Below are 23,995 nucleotides of genomic sequence, written 5' to 3'. Positions count from 1 at the left end.
CCATGCCTAAAAAGGTGAAAGTATCTGAGCTTGTCAATCAGTTCGGGCTCGAAGTCGTGTCAGGAGAGCAAGGACTGAAGCGTTCGATTACCGTGGATGATCTGTACCGCCCGGGCCTTGAAATGGCCGGTTATTTCGAATATCACCCGCCAGAGCGCGTCCAGATTCTAGGAAAGACTGAGCTGGCTTTTTATGAAATGCTTCCGATTGAAGAACGGAAGGACCGCATGGAGCGGTTGTGCAGCAGTGAAGAGACTCCATGTATTATCGTCACGAGATCCTGGGAAGTACCGCAGGAGCTGATCGAGATCAGCTCGAATAAGCAGATTCCCGTACTTCGCAGCAGCATGGCAACGACGATTCTGTCGAGCCGCATCACCAGCTTCCTGGAACGGAAGCTGGCGCCTACCGCTACGATTCATGGCGTGTTGGTGGACGTGTACGGTGTGGGGATGCTGATTACCGGCAGCAGCGGGATCGGGAAGAGTGAGACCGCGTTGGAGTTGGTTAAGCGTGGACACCGTCTGATCGCGGATGATGCGGTGGAGATTCGTCAGACCTCGGACAACCAGCTTCATGGTTCCGCGCCGGAGCTGATCCGCCATCTGCTGGAAATCCGCGGCGTGGGTATCATTAATGTGATGACGCTCTTCGGTGCCGGCGCGATCCGCAATAACAAACGGATTACCCTGGTAGTCAGACTGGAAGCCTGGCAGCAAGAGAAGCAGTATGATCGTCTCGGTCTTGACGAAGAGACCACACGTATCATTGATACTGATGTTCCTTTGGTGACGATTCCGGTTCGCCCGGGACGAAACCTGGCAGTCATTATTGAGGTTGCAGCCATGAACTTCCGCCTGAAGCGGATGGGCTATAATGCGGCACTTCAATTTACAACGAAGCTGACGGAGACGATTGCGGAAGATATTGACGATTTGGATTAGGAGAGTGAAGGATGAACACATTGTTGATTAATCCCATCGCTTTTTCAATCGGCAGCCTGGATATTCATTGGTATGGACTGATCCTGGGTAGTGCTGCATTGATGGGCCTGCTGTTAGCGATCTGGGAAGGGAAACGGTTTAACATTTCGCAGGATTTCTTCATGGACCTGCTCCTGATCGGCGTCCCTTCTGCGATTGTAGGAGCGCGGATTTACTATGTCGCCTTCATGTGGGATGACTACAAGAATAATCTGATTGACATTTTCAAGATTTGGAATGGCGGAATCGCCATCTATGGCGCTTTGATCGGTGCAATTATTGCCGCGTTGATCTATGTGCGGAAGAAAGGCTACAATTTCTGGCGCATTGCGGATATCTGCGCGCCATCCCTGCTGATTGGACAAATCATCGGGCGCTGGGGGAACTTTGTGAACCAGGAGGCCTACGGCGGTCCGACGACGGAGAACTTCCTGCGAGGCAATTTGCATCTGCCTGATTTTATTGTGAATCAGATGAATGTTCAGGGAGTCTTTCATCATCCGACTTTCCTGTATGAGTCCCTGTGGAATGTAGTTGGTATTCTCATATTGCTTGTGCTTCGCAGACAGAAGTTTTTGCGCGCGGGCGAGCTGTTCATGTCTTACTTCATCTGGTATTCCATCGGACGGTTCTTTATTGAAGCACTAAGAACAGACAGCCTGGCCTTCCAAGGGGCCGAATGGTTGGCTTCGCTGATCAATGGCATGTGGGCACCGATGACCTGGTTTGGCTTTGAACAGGGCTATTTGGCACCGTCTTACGGCAATGTCCGGATCTCTCAAATGCTGGCGATTGTCATTGTTATCGCAGCGGTTGGTATTATTATATACCGGAGAAAGACTGTGGTTGATCTGCCGAGGTACTTGGATCCTATTGTCTCAACCAAGCTGCAGGACGCAGAAGCTATGCCCGTCGCGGAAGTCCCGGGGCAGGCTGAACAGCCAGTAGTGAATGAAAGTTCCGTTACTGAGAAAGATCATTCGGATCATCAAGGGGAGCACGAACCGAAGGCGTAAAGGAGTACTTGCTGCATGATTAACACGGTATTGTTTGACCTGGACGGTACAATTATCGATACGAATGAGCTGATTATCAGCAGCTTCATCCATGTGATGGGAAAGAATTTTCCCGGACAGCCCTATGCCAGAGAACAGATCATTCCTTATATGGGAATGACGCTGGAGCATCAACTGCAGACCTTTTCAGGCCGGCAGGAGGTCGAAGATCTTGTCGCGGATTATCGGGAGTTTAATTATGCCCATCACGACAGCATGGTTGCGGAGTTCCCTCGTGTTCATGAGGTCATCTCGACCTTGCATGCGAAAGGTATCCGGCTCGGCGTGGTTACCACCAAAATCCGGCCGACGACGCTCCGTGCACTAGAGATGTTCAAGTTGAAGCAATATATGGACGTTATCGTGACGGTGCAGGATGTGGAGCATCCCAAGCCCCACCCGGAGCCAGTATTAACAGCGATAGAACAGCTGGGGGCCGATCCGGCCTGTACGGTGATGGTGGGCGACAGCCCTGCGGACATCAAGTCGGCCAAGGCTGCAGGCGTGCTGGCCGCCGGGGTGGCCTGGTCGCTGAAGGGTGAGGAAGAGCTTAGGAAGTATGAGCCGGATGTAATCCTGCAGGACATGACTGATTTATACAGTCTGTTGGGATGGGAGTCGAAGCTGCGGTGAGAAAGGTTACCCGCTATCCCGTTGAAGGGCCGAATGCTTTATGGCAGCTCTATCGGACGGTCAGCCCATGGAAGGGTGTAAAGAACTTTATCTTTATCCAGATCAGTCGGTACACTCCGGTTCTCTCCATCAAGAACTGGATTTATCGCCATATGCTTGGGATGCGGGTCGGAGAGCATACGGCATTCGGCCTGATGGTGATGGTCGACGTCTTCTTTCCGGAGAAAATCACCATAGGCCGTAACTCGGTTATCGGCTATAATACCACGATTCTCGCCCATGAATACATGATCCGGGAGTATCGTCTCGGTGAGGTCGTCATTGGAGACGAGGTGCTGATCGGTGCCAATACCACAATCTTGCCCGGCGTCACCATCGGGGACGGCGCTGTCGTTGCTGCCGGTTCTGTAGTACATAAGGATGTAGCTCCCGGCACCTTCGTCGGTGGCAATCCGTTGCGGGAATTAGAGCGCAAGACGCCGGAAGGAATTAAGCCCTGAGCGTCGAAATGGAATAAGGTAGTTTATTCCATTTGAGGAGATGGGTTTTTGTGAGTGAGATGGCGAATGTCAGCAATGCGTTCCAGACGTTTATCCGGGAAGCCCCTGAGCAGCAGAAAATCTGGATGGACACGGTGGAGAGGCTTGGACAAGCAAGCAAGCTTGACCCCAAGACGGAGGAACTGGCTTACATTGCCGTACTAGCCGCTGTGAGAATGCATGGGGGAATTCCATTCCATGTGAAGCATGCAAAGGAACTCGGCGCAACAAGAGATGAAATTATCAGCACTGTGCTTGTAGGCCTGCCGGCGGTAGGCAATACCGTGATCGAGGTCCTCCCCGCTGCTTTGAAGGCGTTCGATGAATAGAATAGAAGGATAAAGACAAGAGGGTTCCCAAAAGTGTTCATAAGATGAACTGAGGGGGCCCCTCTTTCATTTCATCAAGCCAAAAAACCGCTCTCTGGAAAATGGAGGCACCACCCAACCATAAACCAAAGGGGACGGTTTCTTTGCACATTCGCACATTCGATATAGCAAGGATCAACTTTGTTTACCAGTATAATCCATTCGGTACATTTGATCTAAGGGAAGTAAATACGTGGTACTTGGTCTAACGGACGTTATATCTCCTTACGGTCCGCTTTTGGATGAGCCAGAATTGTAACGGACATTTTGGCTGCTAAGAGAGTAGAATCGGGTGAACCAGCGTCGTTTGAGCGTCCTAAGCGCCCGAAATGTCCGTTAACCCTTTGAATCATGAGAACAAGTCTGCTAAGGGTTCAGAATGTCCGTTAGCGAGTCTAGAATGTCGGTTAGCGATTAAAATATCCGACAGCGAACAGCAGATGGCTAATCAGAGAATCGGTTGCACCCAAAGAGGAGTCTCATAAGGAGAGTCCAGCATCATTCCGAAAAAACGGTTCGAAAAATGGTTCGAATAACTGTTCTTTATGAAGTCCGTGCTTACTGTTCAATAAATGGGAAATCCCATTGCATAGCATGCTGTATCTGCTCCCTGTCAATCTGATTGCCTGTGAAGGTCAAGGGCTGAGGATAAGATAATGCATCAAATTTGAGAATGGCTACTCTTTTTAAATAGTCTCCACTAAGGAAGCGATGCCGGTTTCCCTCCTGATCCAGGAAATAGCGATTAAAATCAAAGGATAAGGGCTCAAGATCAGGGTTATCGGGCTGAGGAGGACTGTAACGAAGCTGAAGTTCTACCTCCTGAGCATTATTTTCTTTCAAGCTGAGTAATGTGAAATTGGATGGAGCAGCTATTAATTGTTCTTTAGCGGTGTCTATTGTTATTTCAAATGCATGGCGTGAGCTTAGTGTAATACCTGAAGCCTGGAAGGTGATCTCGTTGATGTCACGGTAATAAATACTGTTGAAAATTAGTCGCGACAAGCTTAAGTTATCATCGGCTGCATACCTGTACTCGTAGTTTCTTGGATAAATAGCGTGTACAAACCGCCCCTCCTGTTTACGGTCTAAAATCAGCTTGCTATTGATAAAGCCCTCAATTCCTGTGCCGGCTTCCGGGTCTGTATCCACAGCCAGCGTTGTGGCGAGCGGGGTCAATACAAGACTATTCAGCGTAAACGAGTGTCCCTCGATGACTTCTGTTTGATGAAGTGCAATTGTGCGCTGCAAATTTTTATAAATGTCCGGGTTCCACTCGATGGAAATTTCAAATGCGCTTTCAGCTTCATAAGAGCTGCTGGATTGTATATTCCCGGAAAAGACAAGAAGCCCGGCCGGTGACTCATCAAAGGATAGGGTATAGGTCAGGTGCTGAACCGTCTTGTACTTATCGTTGGACATAAAAGCAGGCGATGTTATTCTGCGAGGGGAGCGGTCTCCTTTCGGATCATAAAATTGATAATTGGAAAGTTCCATGGGGGTGGATTTTCCCGATTGATTAGCAAGAGTTATAAACAGATAAATTTGCTGCTGATCAGCCAGTATGCCATCAACCGTAACCTGATAAGGTCCAGTCTGTTCAGAGCGGTTAACGGGTTGATAAAGACCATGCTCGGCAGCTGCCTCCATATCGGAAGTCATCTGTGACAGCACATATTCGGGTATATCTCCGAGACTCCCTTGAACAACAGATTCGTAAGAGGAATTACCCTGCTCTTTCATGTCCTGTCCCCAATAATTTAGCAAAAATACAGTCAGGGCGAGAAGCCCGGCCATGATCCCCACCTGAAAACCGATTCGTCTCTTGATGGAAGTCTTCTTGGCACGATCGAGTCCCTTCGCCACTGCCTGATGAAGTCGTTCCTCAGCAACTTGTTCGCTAGCAGCTTCAATTTCCTGTTTAATTTCGTGAAGCCGGAAGTTTTCCAGATGCTCCATAGTATTGCTCACCTCCCTTATTTATTTGCTTTCTAACTTGCTTAAGTGCCTGGTGAAGCCAAGTCTTTATCGTGCCCTCAGGCCGATCCAGAATTTTGGCAATGTCCGGCAATGTCATGTCATGGTAGTACTTCAAAGTCAGTACGTGCCGATATTTGGGCTTAAGACGGGCAAGCGCTATTTCAAGATCCATTCTGTAAATGCTCATCATTTCATGCGTTCCTTCATACGCGGCGTGGGATTGAGGCAGTACCCTCTGCTTTCTCTTCAATTCATCGATACAACCGTTTATCAGGATACGGGTAATCCAGGGCAAAAAAGCATCACGGTCTTTGAGCGTCGCTTTCTTAAGCCAGGCCTTGCATACGCTATCCTGCAGCGCCTCCAAAGCATCAGCCTCATTACGCAGATAGCTGTAGGCAATACTGTAAAGCTTTCTTTTATGCAAAGATACTAATTGATTGAAGGCTAGCTCATCGCCATGACGCGCATGCACAGTCCATTCCTTTTCATCCATTTCGGGTTTCCTTTCCTCGTTACAGCAGCGTTGGATTACCGGCCGGTAATCTTGATCTCTATAGTTAAGACTTCCAAGTGACACAAATGGTTTTAAAATTTTCCAGTTGCAGTTATGATGGATTATATCTGGGTTTTCGGCTTCATTCAGCTTGATTTCAGCTTGATTGGGTAACTTATTATAAATTACCGGCTGGGAGTGGATGATGTGGTATCGAAAATGAAAGAACGGCTTCCTCAACTGGATTTATTCCGGGCGTTTGCGATTTTTTGTGTTATTCAGGTGCATGCCTCTTCATTTGCAGCAGCTGAGCAGGCTTTATCCTCCCCGATCCATTATTTTTATAACGGGATGAGCATCTTTTTCCGGGTCGGGACAAGCTCCTTTATCTTTCTTAGCAGCTTCGTGCTCTTCTATAATTATTACAGTAAGTCCTACACGATGGAGCGGATTGGACGCTTCTATAAGAAACGGCTTCTGTACATCATTCTTCCTTATGTACTGGTCTCCTGTTGCTACTTTTTTGTGGTCTCCTGGTACACCAAGACGCTGTTCAATCTTCCGGTTACGGAGCTTCTCGGCAAGCTTGGTATTCAACTGCTGACCGGGTCGGCATATACCCACCTGTACTTTGTCTTCATCAGTATTCAGTTTTACCTTCTGTTTCCGCTGCTGCTATGGCTGATTCAGAAAATGGGCCGAAGCAAAGTTGCGGTAGCCTGGATCATTCCGATCGGACTCGTGCTTCAATGGGGGTTCTTTGTCTGGAACAAGTATGATTTGCATTTGGTCAATAAGGGCAGCTTCGCCCCCTCCTATTTTTCATTCTATTTGCTTGGCGCGGCTGTCGCCGTCTATTTTGATTACATTAAGGATTGGCTTAGCAAAGGCTGGAGTGACTCTACCAAGCGTCAAAAAATAGTAACGGCCTCTCTGTGGGGAGGCTGGCTCCTTCTGTCGATGGTCGATGTACAGCTCTACTATATGCTGCGGCAGCGAATTTACACAGCAAGTACATATACCTTTGAATTAGTCTGGAATATTCACCTGCTGCTTTCTGCGCTTGTACTGCTTCACGCTGCTTTTGCGGTCTATCGCCATGCATCCGCCAGGTGGCTGCGCTGGCTTACTCGGCTTGGGGAGCTGTCCTTTGCTATTTATTTGTTCCATCCTGTTGTTCTGCTTGTCTATCGGCACCTGCGTTATCGCCTGATTGGAGAGGGGATTGGACTAGCTTATTTCTTGTACATTATTGGCGGGGCAATCCTAGCCTTGGCCTTGTCTTGGGGATTCACTCAATTCTGCTTCAAAAGATTGCCGTATGCCTCCGTTATTCTGGGGAATACCCCTGCTTCCTTGAAGAAGACCAAGCCGCTTGCTTCTGTGGAGGACCAGGCATCGGCAAGCTTTTGAGTAAATGGCAAGGATGAAAGAACCATCCGTTGACGATTTGATTTGGAGTATGATAAGATATGGCATATTCTTTATTTTGGTAGCATGGTAGCACTTTAATGTACTAAAGAGGTGAGAGCTTTGCCGAAACCAAAGGGGTTCGAAAAACCGGCCGGCGTCCGCGACTATTTGCCGCATGCCGCAGAGAAGCTGCGGGCGATTGAGCGTAGTGTGCTGGATTGCATGGGGGCCTGGGGATACAGACAGATTATAACTCCGACGATGGAGTATTACGAAACGGTCGGCGTAGCCAGCTCCACGTCTGATCAGAAGCTATTCAAGCTGCTAAATAACCGGGGGACGACGATGGTGCTTCGCTCGGATATAACCGCTCCGATTGCTCGGGTGGTCGCTTCCTTATTGAAGGAAGAGCCGTTGCCGCTCCGGCTGTCCTATCATGCCAATGTCTTTCGGGCTATGGAAGAAGAGGCCGGAAGAGAGGCGGAATTCTTCCAGACGGGTGTGGAGCTGGTCGGCGATGATTCGCCGGAGGCGGATGCAGAGGTGGTCGCGCTGGCGATCGAATCGCTGAAGGCAGCAGGAGTTCAGTCGTTCAAGATTGCACTCGGGCATGTCGGCTTCCTCAATGGACTTCTGGAGGAGGCTATCCCGGGAGAAGGGCAGGAAGACATCCGGGCAGGCCTGAAAGAGGTGCTGCTGCAGCGGGACTTCGTCGGGTATCGCGAGATGCTGACGGGACTTGCACTTTCTGAGCTGCAAAAGGAAGAACTGGAAGGCATTTTGCGGCTGCGCGGCGGCAAAGAAATTTGCTCGCAGGCGATAGAACTAAGCGGAAATCCTGAAGCCAAGCATGCCGCCGAGCATTTATGCGCGGTGTGGGATGCTCTGGAGGATTACGGTGTGGCCGAGCAGGTCATGATCGATCTGACGATGATTGGAGACTTCTCTTACTATACAGGAATGACCTTCGAAGGATATGCAGCCGAGCTCGGCTTTCCCGTCTGCAGCGGTGGCAGATATGACAACCTGCTGCAGCAATTCGGACGGCCGGCTCCGGCGACCGGATTCGCGCTCAAGACAAGCCGGATTCTGGACGGTGTGAACGGAATCAAGCAGGAACGGGTGCTTCCCGTGCTGCTGCAATATGATCAGAGCAGGCGCAAGGAGGCTTTTGCCGAGGCGGCGCGTCTTCGGAGTCAAGGACAAAGCGTCATTCTCCGCCATATGGACGATGAAGCAGCTGCACTGAATAAGGAGAAGACAGAAGGGATTTCCGAGAGCGGGAAACCGTCTCCCGCGGTTGGTCCTCTTGGTACCACATATGGAGAGGTCCTTACTTTTGCAGAGCAGAAGGGAGCGGATCAGTCTTGACACAGACGATTAAAGTGGCGATGCCGAAGGGCCGTATTTATAAAAAAGCTTCGGAGCTGTTCCGTGAGGCAGGCATTCCGGTGCGGCCGGATGTGGATGAATCACGCAAGCTGGTAATTGAGTTGCCGGAGATCGGGATGGAGTTCATTCTCGCCAAGCCGGTAGATGTGCCGACCTATGTGGAATACGGTGTCGCCGATATCGGAATTGTCGGCAAGGACGTATTGCTGGAGGAAAGCCGGGACGTCTACGAGCTGCTGGACCTTGGCATTGCCCGCTGCCGGATGTCGGTCATCGCCCTGCCGGATTGGACGCCGGGTATTTACCAACGGGTAGCGACCAAATATCCGAATCTGGCCTCGCAGTATTTTCGCGAGCAAGGGCAGCAGGTTGAGGTGATCAAGCTGAACGGCTCCATTGAGCTGGCTCCGCTAATCGGGCTTGCCGACCGGATCGTCGATCTGGTGGAGACAGGCCAGACCTTGAGGGAGAACGGATTGATGGAACGGGAGACCATTCTGGATATTACGAGCCGCCTGGTGGCAAACCGGGTCAGCTATCGGATGAAGAATGCCGAGATTCAGAGCGTATGTGATGCGCTCAGTAAGGTCATTCCGGTAAAGACAGGGATCTAAACGGCGGGCATGAGGGGGATGATGACGATGAAGATCGTCAAGGCGGAGGATTTCGATCTGCGGCGGGAAGTGGAATATGGCTCTCCCGAGCAGAATGAGGCCGTTCGGGAAATTGTAGCGCAAGTGAAACAGCAAGGGGATGCAGCCCTGCTGAAATATACGGAGCAGTTCGATCGGGTACATCTTACGGCAGGGCAGTTGCGGGTGACCGAGGAAGAGCTGGCGGCAGCTTACCAGCAGGTAGAGCCTTCCTTTGTGGAGGCTATCGCCGCGGCGGCGGCCAACATACGGGCATTCCATTCCCGGCAGAAGCGCAATTCCTGGATGGATTTGCAGCCCGACGGCAGCCTGCTTGGACAGATCATCCGTCCGCTGAAACGGGTCGGCGTGTATGTCCCTGGAGGCAAGGCAGCCTATCCGTCATCGGTGCTGATGAATGTCATTCCGGCACAGGTGGCCGGGGTGCCGGAGATCGTGATGGTGACGCCGCCTTCGACGGGCGGCACGGAAGGCATCGACCCGTATATTCTGGTGGCGGCGGCTGAGGCCGGCGTCAGCGAAATTTACCGGGTCGGCGGGGCCCAGGCCATAGCGGCGTTAGCCTATGGCACGGAGAGCATGGCCCCGGTCGATAAGATCTGCGGACCGGGGAACATCTACGTCGCGCTGGCTAAGCGCGAGGTGTACGGGGTCGTCGATATCGACAGTATCGCCGGCCCCAGCGAGATCGCCGTGCTCGCGGACGACAGTGCAGATCCGGCCTATGTGGCCGCTGATCTGCTGTCCCAGGCGGAGCACGATGAGATGGCGTCGGCGATCCTCGTGACGCCGTCGCCTGCCTTTGCCGAGGCCTGCCGGGCGGAGGTGCAGCGGCAGCTGGGCGAGCTGCCGCGCCGCGGGATTGCCGAGGCCTCGGTGCGGGATTACGGCGCCATTATTCTGGTTGATTCCGTCGTGGAAGGCATCGACGTGATCAACCGGCTGGCGCCGGAGCATTTCGAGCTGATCGTGGAGGAGCCGATGGCGTATCTCGGCCTGATCGAGAATGCCGGGGCGATTTTCCTCGGGCCTTACAGCTCGGAGCCTGTGGGCGATTATTTTGCCGGACCGAACCATATTATCCCTACGAACGGCACGGCAAGGTTCTCGTCGCCGGTGGATGTGGACGATTTTATCAAGAAATCGAGTCTGATTTACTATAGCAAGGAATCATTGCTGAGCAATGGAGCGACAATTATGGAGCTGGCACGCCGAGAAGGGCTGGAAGGCCATGCCCGGGCGATAGAGATCCGGCTGCGCAAAGAGGGAAAGGCGGGGGAAGCAGAATGATGTCAGAAATTACAGGAGCTGGGGATGTGGTGCGTGAGCGCCGTGCCGAGATCAGCCGCAAGACGAACGAGACGGATATTAAGCTGGCGCTGGGCATTGACGGGACAGGTCAGGCAGAGCTGGCAACGGATGTGCCCTTTTTGAACCATATGCTGGATCTGTTCACCAAGCATGGACAATTTAATCTGTCCGTGGATGCTCGTGGCGATATTGAGATTGACGACCACCATACGGTGGAGGACATCGGAATTTGCCTTGGACAGTGTCTGCGTGAGGCGCTGGGAGATAAGCGCGGGATCAAGCGTTACTCCAGTGTCTTTATTCCGATGGATGAAGCGCTGGCTCAAGTAGTGATTGATATCAGCAATCGGCCGCATTTTGAGTATCGTGCGGAGTATCCGTCAGACCGGGTTGGCAGCTTCGATGTTCAACTGGTGCAGGAATTCTTGTGGAAATTAGCGCTGGAAGCGCGGATTACGCTGCATGTGATCGTTCACTACGGGCAGAATACGCACCATATGATTGAAGCGGTGTTCAAGGCGCTCGGCCGGGCGCTGGATGAGGCGACCAGCATGGATCCGCGCGTGAGCGGTGTGCCTTCGACGAAGGGAGTGCTATAGCCGGTGGCGATTGCAATTGTCGACTATGGAATGGGCAATCTGCATAGCGTCAGCAAGGCTGTGGAGCGGCTGGGTTACGAGGCGATTGTCACAGGTGATGCGGAGACGATTCTGTCTTCGGACGGGGTGCTGCTGCCCGGGGTAGGGGCATTTGGCGATGCGATGATGCATTTGCGGGACACGGGGCTGGATGTTGTGGTTCGCCGGGCTGCCGCGGATGGATTGCCCCTGCTCGGCATCTGTCTCGGAATGCAGCTGCTGTTTGACAGCAGTGAGGAGCATGGCCGACATGAGGGCCTTGGCCTGCTGCCGGGGAGAGTTGAACGCTTCGCAGGGGACAGCGGCCTTAAGGTTCCGCATATGGGCTGGAATCGGCTGGAGTTTTTGCAGCAGAATCACCCCATTCTGGCAGGGCTGACGGAGGGTCATGTGTATTTTGTTCATTCCTATCATGTACTGACCGGGCGTTCCGGGGATTTGCTGGCGGTTACGGATTACGGACATCCGGTCACAGCGATTGTCGGACACGACAATGTGTACGGCATGCAGTTCCATCCGGAAAAGAGCGGAGAGCTGGGCATGTCGCTGCTGCGGAATTTCTTGGAGTTGGCTATGCGGGGGCGGGAGTAGAGTTAGAATTGATAGATTGAAGTATGTGTTTTGTGTTTTGTGTTGTGTTGTATCGTGTTGTGTGTTGCACCCCAAAGCCGGTTGTATTTAGTGAAAAAACATACCTAAGAATTGGCCGACAGTGGTTATATAAGCGTATAGTGAAAAAATTTCCATTAGATTTGGAGAAGTGCCCTGATTGGCTGTTTTTTTAAAATGTAAGGTAAGTAATTTCACTAAATTGGGCATATCGCGCAAACGGGAGATTTTAAGGCAAGTTTTTTCACTATATTGCTTTGCGGATGGTGCAAGAGAGCGTGTCCAATATACGAAGTACAGTTGGTGCTCTCGGTGTGCTATGTGGACGAAACAAGAGTTATGCGCATCTATGAGATGTAAGGAGGAGGAGCCTGTATGTCAGCTTTTACAATTTATCCGGCCATCGATATCCGCGGCGGCAAATGTGTGCGTCTAGTGCAAGGGGATTATGCCCGGGAGACGGTTTATAATGAGAATCCGGTGGAGGTCGCTCGTTCCTGGGAAGCTCAGGGCGGCAGCTATATTCATCTGGTTGATCTGGACGGAGCAAAGGCCGGGCATCCCGTAAACGACGAACTGATCGGCGAGATTGCTCGCAGCGTACAGGTGCCGGTGCAAGTTGGCGGAGGGCTGCGCACGTTAGCGGATGTGGAGCGTCTGCTCGGTCTTGGTGTAAACCGGGTCATTCTTGGGACGGCCGCGATTGAGGACCGCGCATTTACGGAAGCGGTGCTCGGTACATACGGCGACAAGGTGGCTATAGGTATCGATGCGAGAGACGGCTTCGTAGCTACACGCGGCTGGCTGGAAACCTCGGAGGTGCAGGCGGAGGTGTTGGCCAAGGAGCTGGCGGCAAAAGGTGCGGAGACGTTTATTTTCACCGATATTTCCCGTGACGGAATGATGCAGGGACCTAATGTTGAGGCGATCCGCTCATTAGCGCAGGCTTCCGGACGGACCGTGATTGCCTCCGGCGGCGTGACGGTGCAAGACGACCTGTTGAAGCTGGCGGCTTATGCCGCGCAGGGCATCGGCGGAGCGATTGTGGGCAAGGCGCTGTATACCGGCAGTATTGATTTGGCGCAAGCAATTCAGGCGATATCGACTGTAAATTCAGCAGACTATATAAGTTGAACTAGAAAAATGATGCACAGAAGGGGCATAAGCGTGAAGTGTGCTGAAGAAGCGTAAGCGTTCGCCTTTGTGAGTGGATTTCTACCTTATAATAACTTAGTTCAATTAGAGAAATCCCCGAACAACAGCGATCGTAAGCACACTTCACACGTTGCCCTCAGTGTACAATCTTTAGTTCAACTTATATAGGCTAGATTTTGAATCCAGCCGAGGAATTGTGGTTAAAGTTGGCTAGACTGGGGACTGGGCTGCAAATGATAGAAAGTGGGTGAAGGCACGATGCTGGCAAAGCGGATTATTCCCTGCCTGGATGTGAAGGATGGTCGGGTTGTCAAGGGCGTGAATTTTGTGAATCTTCGCGATGCAGGGGACCCGGTAGAATTGGCGGCCTTGTATGATCGCGAAGGCGCAGACGAAATTGTATTTCTCGATATCTCGGCTTCCAATGAGGGCCGGGCAACGATGATCGAGGTCGTTCGCCAGACGGCGGGAGAGATCGCGATTCCTTTTACGGTAGGCGGAGGCATTTCTCAAGTAGAGGACATGAAGCGCATCCTTCGAGCCGGGGCGGATAAGATCGGTATTAATACAGCGGCTGTGCTGAACCCGGAGCTGATCTCGGACGGGGCGCGCCGCTTCGGCTCTCAATGTATCGTGGTTGCTGTGGATGCGAAGTTCAACCCAGCCTGGGGCGAATGGGAAGTGTACACACACGGCGGACGAAAAGCAACAGGCATCAAGGCCTTGGAATGGATAAAAGAAGCTGAGGCACGGGGAGCGGGGGAAATTTTGCTCACCAGTATGGATGCCGATGGCACGAAGGATGGCTTCGACCTGCCGCTCACGAAGGCAGTCAGCGCAGCGGCTGGCATTCCTGTGATTGCCTCGGGCGGAGCAGGGAAGCCGGATGATTTCTACGAGGTGTTCACGGAAGGTGCGGCAGATGCGGCACTGGCGGCGACGATTTTTCACTATAAAGAAATCGCGGTTCCGGATTTGAAGCTGGATCTTAGAGCAAGAGGAGTGGAAGTGCGATGACAACAGACGGACAAAACCAAGCATTGCGGCTGTCCCAGCCATTGGAGGAGCTTCTGCAGCAGATTCGCTGGGATGATCAAGGATTGGTTCCTGCGATTGTACAGGATGCGCAGAGCCGTGAGGTGCTGATGCTGGCGTATATGAACAAGGAGTCGCTCGGCAAGTCGCTGGAAAGCGGACAGACCTGGTTCTGGAGCCGTTCGCGCAGTGAGCTGTGGAACAAGGGAGCCACCTCCGGGAATACGCAGCAGATTCGGTCGCTGAGCTACGACTGTGATGGAGATACCTTGCTGGTGCTGGTGGATCGGAATGGACCTGCCTGCCATACAGGCGAGGATACCTGCTTCTATCGGACAGTGGCAGAGCTGGAAGGTTCAACGGAACTTGCTCGCGGGCGCTTTGAGGTGTTGGCGGAGCTGGAGCGGTTGATTGGCGAGCGCTATAAGGAACGTCCCGAAGGTGCGTATACGACTTATTTATTTGAGAAGGGTATCGATAAGATTCTGAAAAAGGTGGGCGAAGAGACCGCCGAGTCGATCATTGCCGCGAAAAATGGAGATAACGACGAGCTGCGGTTAGAGGTCAGCGATCTGATCTATCACCTGCTGGTGCTGCTGCGCGAGCGGGACTTGCCGCTGGACGATATTATGGCAGAGCTGGAGCGGCGGCATGAACGGCCGCGGCGCGATTAAGGCGGTGGCGAATTTATGCTGATTGATTATCATACGCATCATGCCCGCTGCGGCCATGCGGTAGGCGAGCTGGAGGAATACGTGAAGCGGGGAATCGAGCTGGGCTTGTCCCAGCTTGGACTGTCTGACCATATGCCGCTGCTTCATGTGGACCCGGCTGCCTATTATCCCGAGATGGCGATGCCGCTGGACGAGCTTCCCCGCTATGTGGAGGAGGCTTTTCAGCTTAAGGAGAAGTATCGCGGGCAGATCGACCTTCGGGTCGGGCTGGAGGGTGACTACATCGAAGGCTGGGAGCGGCAGATTGAAGAGATCGTCAAGGCCTATCCATGGGACTATGTCATCGGCTCCGTTCATTTTCTCGGCGAGTGGGATGTGTCGGACTTCCGGCAGGTGCACAACTGGGAGGGGCAGAATGTATTTGCCGTCTATGAGCGGTACTATGATGCCGTCGCCAAAGCGGCACGAACCGGCTTCTATGACATCATGGGGCATCTCGACGTGATCAAGCGCTTCGGCCATCGCCCGGATGCAGCGCTTGAAGCCGAGACGGTTGATCTGGAGCTGCATACGCTGACGGCTGTTAAAGAAGCTGGCGTAGCGATGGAGCTGAACGCTTCGGGCTTGTCCAAGCCGGTGGCTGAAATGTTCCCGAGCCGGCGCATACTGTCTGCTGCGGTAGAAATGGGCATCCCGCTCACCGTTGGTTCAGATGCGCACGACCCGCTCAAGCTGGGCGAGCATCTGGATCAGGCCCGCGCGCTATTGCATGAGCTGGGTGTGTGCGAGCTGGCGACGTTTGAAGGGCGTAAGCGGACGATGGTGCCGCTGTAGTTGGAGTAGCTTAGCAAGATGAACCAGGAAATTTTGAAAAAAGAGCCGGCCAAGAGATGTTATTCTTGGCTGGCTCTTAGCAATTTTAATGACGTTCTGGCCTCTATTTCCGCCAGGGACGGCAACTACTCCGCTGGAATGGTCAAGCGCCGATGTTCTGTAACACTTGCTCAAGCCGGTCGCTGGCTGACGAGATGAGATCGAGATCCTTCCCGCGCAGCGCCTTCTTCGTATCTTTCATGGCGGAGGCCAGCTGTGCCTTCAATTCCTTGTCCAGCTTCTTTTTCTCCTGGGTCTGTGCTTGAACGATCAAATGGTCCGCACGGCTGCGAACTTCGGTCTCATGATGCAATTGAGCGTCTTCGGCGGCATGCTGTTCGGCATCCCGAATCGCCCGTTCAATTTCGAGGTCGCTCATATTGGACGAATCAGTCAACGTGATTTCTTGCTGCTTGCCGGTACCCAGGTCCTTGGCACTTACATTTACGATGCCATTGGTATCGATAGCAAAGGTAACCTCGATCTGAGGTACTCCGCGCAGCGCGCGCTGGATCCCTTTTAGCTTAAATTTGCCTAGCGTTTTGTTTTGTTTGGCTAGCGGACGCTCTCCCTGCAGCACATGGACTTCCACGGATGTCTGAAAGTTTGCCGCCGTACTGAAAATCTGGCTTTTGGAAATAGGGATGGAAGTATTCCGGTCGATGACGGGAGTAAATCTTCCTCCTACCGTTTCGATGCCGAGCGACAAAGGAGTGACGTCGAGCAATAGAAGCCCTGTCACCGAACCGATCAAGACCCCGCCCTGCAGTGCAGCTCCCATAGCGACGCATTCATCGGGATTAATTCCTTTGAAGCCCTCTTTTCCCGTGATACTCTTCACCGTCTCCTGGACGGCCGGAATTCGGCTGGAGCCTCCAACGAGCAGTACTTTGTCGATATCCTCACCTTTTACGCCCGCATCCTCCAGCGCTTGCCGCACCGGGATCAGACTTGCCTTGACCAGATGACTGGTTAGTTCATTGAATTTAGTTCGGGTCAGCGTGATCTCCATGTGCAGCGGAGCGCCCTTTGCATCAGCAATATAAGGGAGATTTATTTCTGTACTGGCGGAGCCGGAAAGCTCGATCTTTGCCTTTTCTGCTGCTTCCTTCACACGCTGCATGGCGGTCGGTTGGTTGGCTAAGTCCAAGTGATGCTCCCGTCTGAATTCCTCTAGCAAATAGTCCACGATACATTGGTCAAAATCATCGCCGCCAAGGTGGTTGTTGCCCGAAGTTGCCAACACCTCGATAACTCCATGATTAATATCCAGGATCGAGACATCAAAGGTACCGCCGCCCAGATCATAGACCATGATTTTCTGGGATTGCTCCTTGTCTACCCCATAAGCTACTGCTGCAGCGGTAGGCTCGTTAATAATCCGCTGGACTTCCAGCCCTGCGATACGTCCGGCATCCTTAGTGGCTTGACGCTGAGCGTCGGTGAAATAAGCGGGCACGGTAATAACCGCATCCGAAACCTTTTCTCCCAAAAATTCCTCCGCGTCTTCCTTCAGCTTCTTCAAGACCATCGCCGATATTTCTTGCGGTCTGTATTCTCGCCCATCAATGTTAACGACGTGCTTTGTCCCCATTTGTCTCTTGATTGACATGATCGTTCTACTGCTGTTAATGACGGACTGCCGCAATGCGGTTTGTCCGACCAGACGGTCTCCATTTTTGGCGAAGGCTACGACGGACGGCGTGGTTCGTCCTCCTTCTTTGCTGGGGATGATTACGGGCTTGTCTCCCTCCATAACAGCCACACAAGAGTTCGTAGTCCCTAAGTCAATGCCTATTACTTTTCCCATACGTTCCGGTACCTCCATCTGAGTAGGTTATGCCGATGCCTGGTCATCAACACGGCCGACAGCAGCAAAGACAGAAAAATTGTAGTGCGCAAAATTGCAGCAGGGTTTTGGATAAGGGATTCATATCGAAGCCATAGCCTTGTCCGGCTTGACGGTAAGTGAAAATGCCCTTTTGAAATTGTTCAAGCAGGGTGAGATATTCCTCTGCGTTAGGATTGAGACGTACAGCTTCCTGTGCATGATTCAAAGCGGTAATACGATTTCCGGCTCCTGCATGGGCAATGGCACTGGCGTAGAACCATTCATCATCCCGTTCCATTTCCGAAAGGGTGCGCAGGGCTTCCTGGTATTGGTTACGTTCGATGAAATTGAACACAGCCTGCATTCTGGGAGAGCTTGCTTTGTACGGTTCCTGCCGGGCCTTTCCAAAAAGATCATTAAACTGCTTATAAAAATCACCATCCTCAAACGGATTGCCTTGTCCGTAAGGATTGCCTTGTCCAAAGGGGTTCCCCGCCTGTCCATAGCCTTGAGGACCGGAGGCCCCGGCTCTCGTCTGTCCGGCGGAGGCGCCGCTTGTCCCTCCCTCGCGCTCCAGTTTGATTTGCTCATAGGCCGCATTAATCTGCTGCATCTTAACCTTGGCTGACTCATTCCCGGGGTTGAGATCGGGATGGTATTTTTTCGCCAGCCTGCGGTAGGCCTGTTTAATCTCCTCTTCCGAGGCAGAGGGGGTCAACTCCATGATTTTATAGGGATCGCTCATGATGGTTTACTTACCTCTTCTTTTCTCGGCTTAAATTTCATCCATACGCCGGAATATAGAATATTGCGGAGAATATCCTGATCGCGCTGCAGGGGCAGTGCTTCGAACTCCTGGGTGCATTCGCTGATCAGCATCGTCAGTAACAGGCTGTGATCTATGTTGTTCTGGGCGGTCAACGGATTATAACGGCCATGCTTCAAGTCCGAAGCAAGATCCATGCTAGCGTCCATAATGTATATAAAACGGCCCAATGCCGCACCCAGACGATACAGCTGTGCCGACCATTCATCTTCCTTGATCACCAGCAGCTTGCCCATGACTTCTCCGAAGACATTTGCCGGTAAATCCGGGTTGAGCTCATTCGCCTGCTCCATCTGTGTCAGCAAAGCCAGCGAATCTCTAACCGTGGTGCACTGGCCGGGCCAGCGTGCTTCAACCTTTTTCATGCCGGGCTCCAGCAGCTTAAGGAGATTTTTTGCCGTCAAGCTGCGGTCATCATTCCAATCATCAAGCGCCTTATAATACGCAAGTACAAGGTTCATATCCGCCGCATATTCAGTTATTTCCGTCGTTATATAGGGAAGCTGGCGGACAGGGTGGACGAGACAACGCTGCATAGCTTGTTCCTCTTGGGGAGCGTAGAGCGAGGATAGCAGCATGCTTACAAAGGTCAAGTCATAGGTAAGCGTCGTGCGCCCCCATTTGCCATGTCTTTCATCAAGCACGCGGCACAGTCCGCAATACATCGCCTGATACCGCTGCTTATCACTCTCGCTCAACTGCTTGGGGTTAATCATGATATATCCAAACATAGGCTAGCTCTTCCTCTCGAATTGCGCTCTGCATTTCGGACAGGTAATCATAATTTTCCCTTTCCCCTTCGGGACCCGCACCTTCTGTTTGCAGGAAGGGCAGCTGTAGAACCGGTGAGTTCTTGATTGCTTTACCTGTTGTACAGCTGATTTAAACCTTCCGGTGATCTTCCGTTGCAGTGAGATATAGGCCAGATTTTCCTGGCTGCGTTTTCCGATGTTGCGGCTGAATATTCGGAAGGTCTGATAGAGGATCAGTGCAAAGCCGAAGGTTGCCAGCAACCGGAAGAAGAAGCTTCCCAGCACGACCATGATTAAAGCGGTGATATTTAAGAATTGCCCAAACTGGTCTACCCCGTAACGGCCCAACATCCATTGACGTATTCGTTCTTTCATGTCCCCGAGCTCCTTTTAATTACGAATCAGAGTGCATATTGGCAGCTATTTCATTCATCCTGCAGGCAATTCGCAGATACTCCCGGGTATCCTGCTCGCCAAGTGCTTCAAGCAAATCCCTCAAGGCGTTGCGTACATGCCGCCGATATTCTAATACATGCGTTTCTCCTTCCGGAGTTAGATGCACAATCGTCTTCCGATGGTCCTCCTGATCGACTTCCCGATACACCCATCCCTTGCGTTCCATGCTCTTCACGGCTGCCGCAATCCGGGCTGTGCTGGTCCCCAAAGCCTCACTGAGCACGTTTGATCTGGCAGTCCCGCTGTAGGAATGCAAATAACCCAGCAGAAAAACCTCCCCCTTGGACAGCTCGCCAATCTGTTTAAGCGGAGAATTGCGCGATAAGGCCTCCAAGACTTGAAGAATTTCATCGGCAGTAGCCTCAAAATTCATGTTCAATCTCCTCCAAGTAATTAGCTAACACTATTAGTAATTATTATAATTGAGTTTTACCTAGTGAGTCAAAATTTGAGGGAAATTCTGATAGCTATGAAGCTGCCAGTGTTGCTTAAAGACGTAATATCAAGTGCAACAAAGTGGTAAATTGTGCGTCTATAATTGTATGTACCATTTATATATTTATTTTGAAATTTTAACCATATGGAAAGTTCGTTTCTAATGGTTATAAAGACAGGGACCTTAGTATGAATCGATACCACGAAAAATGAATCGAAGGAGAAGAGCATTAAGATGAAAAAACTTATCGCAATCGCAATATTATTTGGTTTGAGTTTGGGATGGTTGGGGAGCACGCCAATTTATGCGGCAACCAGCAGCAATGAAAAATGGTATGAAATTAATGTTAATGGAGTGTTTGTTCCAATGGATGTGCAGCCTATAGTGAGTCAATCGAGTCTATTGATCCCCATTCGTACTCTCGCTTCTTTGGGCTTGTCCAATAGTTGGGATGCAAATTCCAGGACAGTGACAATTAAGAATACCTCAGATGATGTATTAACAATCAACTTAGATAGCAACATTGCTCTTAAAAATGGAAAACGAATTGAAATGAGTGCTCCTGCTCAAAGTAAGCACGGTCGTGTGCTTGTACCTATTCGATTTGTTTCCGAAAGCTTGGGATATCAGGTGCACTATGAGACCATCCGCAACATCATCTTCGTGACCTCTCCAGAGCATACTTTTGATACCGATGTGATAGACCCGTCTGATCTAGTATCGGCTCGTAAAGCAGCGATTTCTCTCCCCGTAACGACTGATTTCAAGACGCTTGGATTTGCTACAAGAAGAGGTGTGACTTACCGCTTCCCTGAAGGAAAAGCAGATATGTATGAATTTAATGATGGCTTTACACATACTGTCGTGAAAATTGAAAATGGTAAGGCAGTTGCCATAGGTCAATATACAATAGGGAATCGTTCCAATATTCTGCTTAAGGCGGGGGAAATAACCGGGGAAAACATCGTCTCCGACCCTGTTTTAGAGCCATTTTTGAGTGCTGTTTACTTTAATCATGATCCGAACACGACCACAACGAATGTTATCTATTGGGAAGTCGATGCAATAACGGGTGATAAATGGATGAAGACAATTGAAACGGCAACCTATAAGGTTTACTCTGATATTATTCAGGAGGTTCCAAATAATCTTTAGTAGATGTAAAACAACAGAGTCCAATAAGGGCTCTGTTGTTTTTATTATTTTGACTGTTAAAAGCGCTTTAGTGAGGCAATTAATTGACCATTCGATATCTGCATAATATACGATTTCGGGGTACCAACATGTGTTTTTCCCTTAGGCCAATGCAATTCATCCGAGGCTTTTCCCGTTCCAAAAGAAGTTGGTGGAGTCGAATTACTGGGAGTACAAGTGATCCAGTTGCCAGAAGTATTACGATATTGAATATTTGCACAAGTGACTTGATTATGAAGTGTGTTCCAGTTATCTAGTGGAGTTGGGACAGCTTGTTCGGAAGGATAAACCTTATCACATGCTGCAACAACTAGTCGAGCATTGGATAAGGAGGTATATGGTCCGGTTGTAAACTGTTTTGTAACGACACCATTTACTTTATATACCAACAAATTTGAATTTGATATTGAAAGTTCTATCGGCCATGTTGTTCCAGGAGAAAGGGCGTATTCGCCCCCATCATCACCAATATAACCCTCTGTATAAAACCAGTGCCATCTCTTATCTTTCTTTAATGCCTCTGCAAATGATTGCGATAAACCACACTCATAATGGCCTGTAACAATTCTACCATCAGGAAGTGTAACTTTGCCTGCATCTCCAGCCAAGTAAAAGTTAATAAAGCCACTGCCATTGCTGCCCCCAATTTGGCTACTAAAACCGTTGCTATCTGTGCCGGGAAGAGTAATGGTTGTACGAAGGCCTGTTACACCTGAAGAGGGAACATACCAGCGCAGAACCTTTGCATATTCGGTCAAATCGCTCATCCTTATATTCTCCTTTTTGTTATACTAATTTTAGAATCACTTGTGTTCGGCCGAACTCCAAGCTCCAATTAAAAATTCCTGCAGGCCCTTCTCTGGGATATAACTCCAATCTGCTGTATCCCTTCAGCAATCTTGGTTTAAGAGAACTACTCTGCGAGATTAATATATTATTACAAGTAACGATTTGTTACATAGTCAAGAAAGATAGATTTGCGCCTGTGTTAGGGAACGAGTGATGTTTTTCGAAAAGGTTTATAGATCAGGGATCATAAACGTAACGGGGAAACTTTAACTTTATTTGAAACAGGCTGGTTGAAGCCAGCACAACAGGAAAATGCGAAGGCGGCTGGATGCCCGACCAGATTTATGCCGATGGCTTAAGCGTATATGCTGCGGGAGGGTTCCAAGAACACTAGTAGCCCCTAGTGGAAGGAACGGGATTGACCCCGCCATAAAGACAAAATAATAGCCTTCAAGGGATACCACCATATCGCAGGATAGGAGGTCAACCTTGGAGGCGTTTTTGCGTTGGTGATAAAAGAAGGAGATACGTCTACAGGTTCTTGTATGTGGAGCGGGATATTCTAGTATAAATATTGCAAAATATAGAACAATCATTTAATAGTTTTATCAACTCTAACAAATTTCCATTTATTATCTGTAGATGGTTCCTTATTAAAAGGTATTATTTCCTAAATAAGGATATGGAATAATATAGGCTCGCTCCAAAAATTAAGGAGGAATTGCTGTTGGAACCAGGGGCAATAGTGAAGATACGCGATGTACTCCAGAACTACATGAAGCAGCATGAGTTGAACTACGCAAGATTTTCAAGTTTATCCGGCGTTAACCAGGGAACGCTTAGTCGAATTATTCAAGGCAAGACACCGATTTCATTTCGGCAATTAGAGGCTATCACTCGCGCAATGGAGCTTCCAGCAGATAGCTTGTTTGATTCTTATATAGAAGAATGCTTCGCTTATCCAACCTCGGTGCGAATACGTCCGTTTCTCATACGGTGTGCGGAATTAGGCCGTCTCGATTGCATTGAGAAGATGGTATCTCGATTATTGGATGATCTGTTTTACAAAACAGCATTATTTGAGATTGGGGAAGAGCTGTTCTCTAACAATTATAGTGAAGCAGCAGCCTTGCTGTATGAGCATGTAAGTGAGTCAGAGAAATTCCAACACTCAGAGAGGCTTGCCCTTTGCAGATATCGGTTATTCCAGATTTCATTAAGTAAAGACTTGGAAGCTAACTTTCAAGCAGCCATTGTATTCGAGCGTCATATCCAGCGACTGGATGAATCATATCAATTGGATGCTTTAAAGCAGCTTATTGATGTGCTGATAACCGTAAAGAAATGGCAGAAGGTAGACGAGCTAGCAGTAGAGATGCTTAAAATTGCGGAAGTTCAGTATCGTAGACCACCAGAAGGTAAGCCTAAGCACCCTATTTACTTTTATGTGATGTACGCTTGGTTGATTCGGTCTGCAGTATGTGAAGAACGGCAGGACTATAAAGGAGCTTTGCGCTATGTAGATAAATATACCGATAACTCGTGGATTAAGGAGCAGGACGATGAGGCTCGACGATACATTCAGCAATTTAAAGAGTGGGCAACGGCCAATACGTATTTATACCGGCTTCTCTCAGGCGAAGCGGAAGCTTTGAATCCTTATGCCGATTACATTGCTTCGAGGCCAGATGAAATTATGCTTGCTCTTGGCTACATAGTAAGGGCTGCGTTGAAATTCAAATATGATATTGATGAGATCCTGAAGCGATTCTCCGCATATATCCCCACCTTTTTGTTCCCAAGCAATGCAGGAGATTACAATCAGGCCATGATGAATGCTGAGTGTGCCCAGTAACTGATTGACTTGGGACGCCATAACTCAATAAAAATTCCATATTAAGTAT

The 23,995-nt window shown here is 50.3% G+C and carries 24 protein-coding genes and 1 pseudogene; 17 read left to right on the top strand and 8 right to left on the bottom strand.

Annotated elements, in window-relative coordinates; all coding sequences use genetic code 11:
- Positions 1-2: 2 nt before the first annotated feature.
- The 5 genes from hprK to KI362_RS06485 are packed head-to-tail and all read left to right on the top strand — an operon-like array spanning position 3 to position 3,539.
- Complete coding sequence (gene hprK / locus KI362_RS06505; protein ID WP_044480773.1) at positions 3-944, top strand: HPr(Ser) kinase/phosphatase; 942 nt, start codon at positions 3-5, stop codon at positions 942-944.
- An 11-nt stretch (positions 945-955) separates the two neighbouring features.
- A complete protein-coding gene (gene lgt, locus KI362_RS06500) occupies positions 956-1,999 on the top strand; it encodes a prolipoprotein diacylglyceryl transferase (protein ID WP_301625759.1) in 1,044 nt (347 codons plus the stop codon).
- 15 nt (positions 2,000-2,014) lie between these two features.
- On the top strand, positions 2,015-2,671 hold the full coding sequence (gene ppaX, locus KI362_RS06495; RefSeq protein WP_301625758.1) for a pyrophosphatase PpaX: 657 nt from the start codon (positions 2,015-2,017) through the stop codon (positions 2,669-2,671).
- A complete protein-coding gene (locus tag KI362_RS06490) occupies positions 2,668-3,171 on the top strand; it encodes an acyltransferase (protein WP_187375168.1) in 504 nt (167 codons plus the stop codon). Before ppaX ends, KI362_RS06490 begins: the two co-directional genes overlap by 4 nt.
- Before the next feature lie 59 nt (positions 3,172-3,230).
- Entirely contained in the window at positions 3,231-3,539 is a 309-nt protein-coding gene (locus tag KI362_RS06485; RefSeq protein WP_301625815.1) for a carboxymuconolactone decarboxylase family protein, read from the top strand.
- A 597-nt stretch (positions 3,540-4,136) separates the two neighbouring features.
- Here the strand turns inward: KI362_RS06485 and KI362_RS06480 are convergent.
- Together KI362_RS06480 and KI362_RS06475 are read right to left on the bottom strand one after the other, a co-directional pair.
- Positions 4,137-5,537: a hypothetical protein gene (locus KI362_RS06480; RefSeq protein ID WP_301625756.1), complete on the bottom strand. Its 1,401-nt coding sequence runs from the start codon at positions 5,535-5,537 to the stop codon at positions 4,137-4,139.
- The gene (locus KI362_RS06475) at positions 5,500-6,054 is read right to left on the bottom strand and encodes a sigma-70 family RNA polymerase sigma factor (RefSeq protein WP_301625755.1); all 555 of its coding nucleotides are present in this window, start codon (positions 6,052-6,054) and stop codon (positions 5,500-5,502) included. Before KI362_RS06475 ends, KI362_RS06480 begins: the two co-directional genes overlap by 38 nt.
- A gap of 207 nt (positions 6,055-6,261) precedes the next feature.
- Here KI362_RS06475 and KI362_RS06470 point away from each other — a divergent pair, with 207 nt between their 5' ends.
- From KI362_RS06470 to hisJ, 10 genes are all read left to right on the top strand, one after another.
- Complete coding sequence (locus tag KI362_RS06470) at positions 6,262-7,467, top strand: acyltransferase (RefSeq protein ID WP_301625753.1); 1,206 nt, start codon at positions 6,262-6,264, stop codon at positions 7,465-7,467.
- A 120-nt stretch (positions 7,468-7,587) separates the two neighbouring features.
- On the top strand, positions 7,588-8,838 hold the full coding sequence (locus KI362_RS06465; RefSeq protein ID WP_301625752.1) for an ATP phosphoribosyltransferase regulatory subunit: 1,251 nt from the start codon (positions 7,588-7,590) through the stop codon (positions 8,836-8,838).
- Positions 8,835-9,473: an ATP phosphoribosyltransferase gene (gene hisG / locus KI362_RS06460; RefSeq protein ID WP_301625751.1), complete on the top strand. Its 639-nt coding sequence runs from the start codon at positions 8,835-8,837 to the stop codon at positions 9,471-9,473. The genes KI362_RS06465 and hisG overlap by 4 nt, the downstream gene beginning before the upstream one ends.
- Positions 9,474-9,500: 27 nt before the next feature.
- A complete protein-coding gene (gene hisD / locus KI362_RS06455) occupies positions 9,501-10,802 on the top strand; it encodes a histidinol dehydrogenase (RefSeq protein ID WP_301625813.1) in 1,302 nt (433 codons plus the stop codon).
- Complete coding sequence (gene hisB, locus KI362_RS06450) at positions 10,802-11,422, top strand: imidazoleglycerol-phosphate dehydratase HisB (RefSeq protein WP_044480914.1); 621 nt, start codon at positions 10,802-10,804, stop codon at positions 11,420-11,422. Before hisD ends, hisB begins: the two co-directional genes overlap by 1 nt.
- A gap of 3 nt (positions 11,423-11,425) precedes the next feature.
- The gene (gene hisH / locus KI362_RS06445; protein ID WP_301625748.1) at positions 11,426-12,052 is read left to right on the top strand and encodes an imidazole glycerol phosphate synthase subunit HisH; all 627 of its coding nucleotides are present in this window, start codon (positions 11,426-11,428) and stop codon (positions 12,050-12,052) included.
- 393 nt (positions 12,053-12,445) lie between these two features.
- Entirely contained in the window at positions 12,446-13,204 is a 759-nt protein-coding gene (gene hisA / locus KI362_RS06440; protein WP_301625747.1) for a 1-(5-phosphoribosyl)-5-[(5-phosphoribosylamino)methylideneamino]imidazole-4-carboxamide isomerase, read from the top strand.
- A 279-nt stretch (positions 13,205-13,483) separates the two neighbouring features.
- Positions 13,484-14,242, top strand: coding sequence for an imidazole glycerol phosphate synthase subunit HisF (gene hisF / locus KI362_RS06435; protein ID WP_301625745.1), 759 nt, complete (start codon positions 13,484-13,486; stop codon positions 14,240-14,242).
- Positions 14,239-14,934: a bifunctional phosphoribosyl-AMP cyclohydrolase/phosphoribosyl-ATP diphosphatase HisIE gene (hisIE, locus tag KI362_RS06430; RefSeq protein ID WP_301625743.1), complete on the top strand. Its 696-nt coding sequence runs from the start codon at positions 14,239-14,241 to the stop codon at positions 14,932-14,934. Before hisF ends, hisIE begins: the two co-directional genes overlap by 4 nt.
- 15 nt (positions 14,935-14,949) lie before the next feature.
- Positions 14,950-15,768, top strand: coding sequence for a histidinol-phosphatase HisJ (gene hisJ / locus KI362_RS06425; RefSeq protein WP_301625741.1), 819 nt, complete (start codon positions 14,950-14,952; stop codon positions 15,766-15,768).
- Positions 15,769-15,919: 151 nt separating this feature from the next.
- Here hisJ and dnaK read toward each other — a convergent pair.
- From dnaK to KI362_RS06400, 5 genes and pseudogenes are all read right to left on the bottom strand, one after another.
- A pseudogene (gene dnaK, locus KI362_RS06420) lies at positions 15,920-17,617 on the bottom strand (molecular chaperone DnaK); the annotation flags it as partial.
- 46 nt (positions 17,618-17,663) lie between these two features.
- Positions 17,664-18,383, bottom strand: coding sequence for a J domain-containing protein (locus tag KI362_RS06415; RefSeq protein WP_301625739.1), 720 nt, complete (start codon positions 18,381-18,383; stop codon positions 17,664-17,666).
- Positions 18,380-19,195, bottom strand: coding sequence for a DUF5685 family protein (locus KI362_RS06410; protein ID WP_301625737.1), 816 nt, complete (start codon positions 19,193-19,195; stop codon positions 18,380-18,382). Before KI362_RS06410 ends, KI362_RS06415 begins: the two co-directional genes overlap by 4 nt.
- A gap of 3 nt (positions 19,196-19,198) precedes the next feature.
- Positions 19,199-19,591 (bottom strand): hypothetical protein, encoded by a 393-nt coding sequence (locus tag KI362_RS06405; protein ID WP_044480751.1) that lies wholly within the window; start codon positions 19,589-19,591, stop codon positions 19,199-19,201.
- Between the two features lie 19 nt (positions 19,592-19,610).
- Entirely contained in the window at positions 19,611-20,045 is a 435-nt protein-coding gene (locus KI362_RS06400; protein WP_301625734.1) for a MarR family winged helix-turn-helix transcriptional regulator, read from the bottom strand.
- A 297-nt stretch (positions 20,046-20,342) separates the two neighbouring features.
- On the opposite strand from KI362_RS06400, the gene KI362_RS06395 reads away from it, so the two are divergent.
- Positions 20,343-21,263, top strand: coding sequence for a copper amine oxidase N-terminal domain-containing protein (locus KI362_RS06395; RefSeq protein WP_212940396.1), 921 nt, complete (start codon positions 20,343-20,345; stop codon positions 21,261-21,263).
- Between the two features lie 56 nt (positions 21,264-21,319).
- Here the strand turns inward: KI362_RS06395 and KI362_RS06390 are convergent, their stop codons facing one another.
- Positions 21,320-22,069, bottom strand: a complete 750-nt coding sequence (locus KI362_RS06390) for a hypothetical protein (protein ID WP_249413063.1) — start codon at positions 22,067-22,069, stop codon at positions 21,320-21,322.
- A 797-nt stretch (positions 22,070-22,866) separates the two neighbouring features.
- Between KI362_RS06390 and KI362_RS06385 the strand changes: the two genes are divergently transcribed.
- The gene (locus KI362_RS06385) at positions 22,867-23,946 is read left to right on the top strand and encodes a helix-turn-helix domain-containing protein (RefSeq protein WP_301625731.1); all 1,080 of its coding nucleotides are present in this window, start codon (positions 22,867-22,869) and stop codon (positions 23,944-23,946) included.
- The last annotated feature ends 49 nt before the right edge of the window (positions 23,947-23,995 follow it).

Source organism: Paenibacillus apis (assembly GCF_018333295.1).
GTDB lineage: Bacteria > Bacillota > Bacilli > Paenibacillales > Paenibacillaceae > Fontibacillus > Fontibacillus antibioticophila.
This window is presented reverse-complemented; position numbering and strand designations above follow the sequence as displayed.

What these genes read in the sequence shown, in the direction of transcription:
- hprK (WP_044480773.1), top strand. Translation starts at nt 3, where the DNA reads ATGCCTAAAAAGGTGAAAGTATCTGAGCTTGTCAATCAGTTCGGGCTC.
- KI362_RS06410 (WP_301625737.1), bottom strand. Translation starts at nt 19,195, where the DNA reads ATGTTTGGATATATCATGATTAACCCCAAGCAGTTGAGCGAGAGTGAT.
- KI362_RS06405 (WP_044480751.1), bottom strand. Translation starts at nt 19,591, where the DNA reads ATGAAAGAACGAATACGTCAATGGATGTTGGGCCGTTACGGGGTAGAC.
- ppaX (WP_301625758.1), top strand. Translation starts at nt 2,015, where the DNA reads ATGATTAACACGGTATTGTTTGACCTGGACGGTACAATTATCGATACG.
- hisA (WP_301625747.1), top strand. Translation starts at nt 12,446, where the DNA reads ATGTCAGCTTTTACAATTTATCCGGCCATCGATATCCGCGGCGGCAAA.
- KI362_RS06485 (WP_301625815.1), top strand. Translation starts at nt 3,231, where the DNA reads ATGGCGAATGTCAGCAATGCGTTCCAGACGTTTATCCGGGAAGCCCCT.
- KI362_RS06480 (WP_301625756.1), bottom strand. Translation starts at nt 5,537, where the DNA reads ATGGAGCATCTGGAAAACTTCCGGCTTCACGAAATTAAACAGGAAATT.
- KI362_RS06475 (WP_301625755.1), bottom strand. Translation starts at nt 6,054, where the DNA reads ATGGATGAAAAGGAATGGACTGTGCATGCGCGTCATGGCGATGAGCTA.
- hisJ (WP_301625741.1), top strand. Translation starts at nt 14,950, where the DNA reads ATGCTGATTGATTATCATACGCATCATGCCCGCTGCGGCCATGCGGTA.
- KI362_RS06385 (WP_301625731.1), top strand. Translation starts at nt 22,867, where the DNA reads ATGAAGCAGCATGAGTTGAACTACGCAAGATTTTCAAGTTTATCCGGC.
- hisB (WP_044480914.1), top strand. Translation starts at nt 10,802, where the DNA reads ATGTCAGAAATTACAGGAGCTGGGGATGTGGTGCGTGAGCGCCGTGCC.
- KI362_RS06400 (WP_301625734.1), bottom strand. Translation starts at nt 20,045, where the DNA reads ATGAATTTTGAGGCTACTGCCGATGAAATTCTTCAAGTCTTGGAGGCC.
- KI362_RS06415 (WP_301625739.1), bottom strand. Translation starts at nt 18,383, where the DNA reads ATGAGCGATCCCTATAAAATCATGGAGTTGACCCCCTCTGCCTCGGAA.
- KI362_RS06395 (WP_212940396.1), top strand. Translation starts at nt 20,343, where the DNA reads ATGAAAAAACTTATCGCAATCGCAATATTATTTGGTTTGAGTTTGGGA.
- hisIE (WP_301625743.1), top strand. Translation starts at nt 14,239, where the DNA reads ATGACAACAGACGGACAAAACCAAGCATTGCGGCTGTCCCAGCCATTG.
- KI362_RS06390 (WP_249413063.1), bottom strand. Translation starts at nt 22,069, where the DNA reads ATGAGCGATTTGACCGAATATGCAAAGGTTCTGCGCTGGTATGTTCCC.
- hisD (WP_301625813.1), top strand. Translation starts at nt 9,501, where the DNA reads ATGAAGATCGTCAAGGCGGAGGATTTCGATCTGCGGCGGGAAGTGGAA.
- lgt (WP_301625759.1), top strand. Translation starts at nt 956, where the DNA reads ATGAACACATTGTTGATTAATCCCATCGCTTTTTCAATCGGCAGCCTG.
- hisF (WP_301625745.1), top strand. Translation starts at nt 13,484, where the DNA reads ATGCTGGCAAAGCGGATTATTCCCTGCCTGGATGTGAAGGATGGTCGG.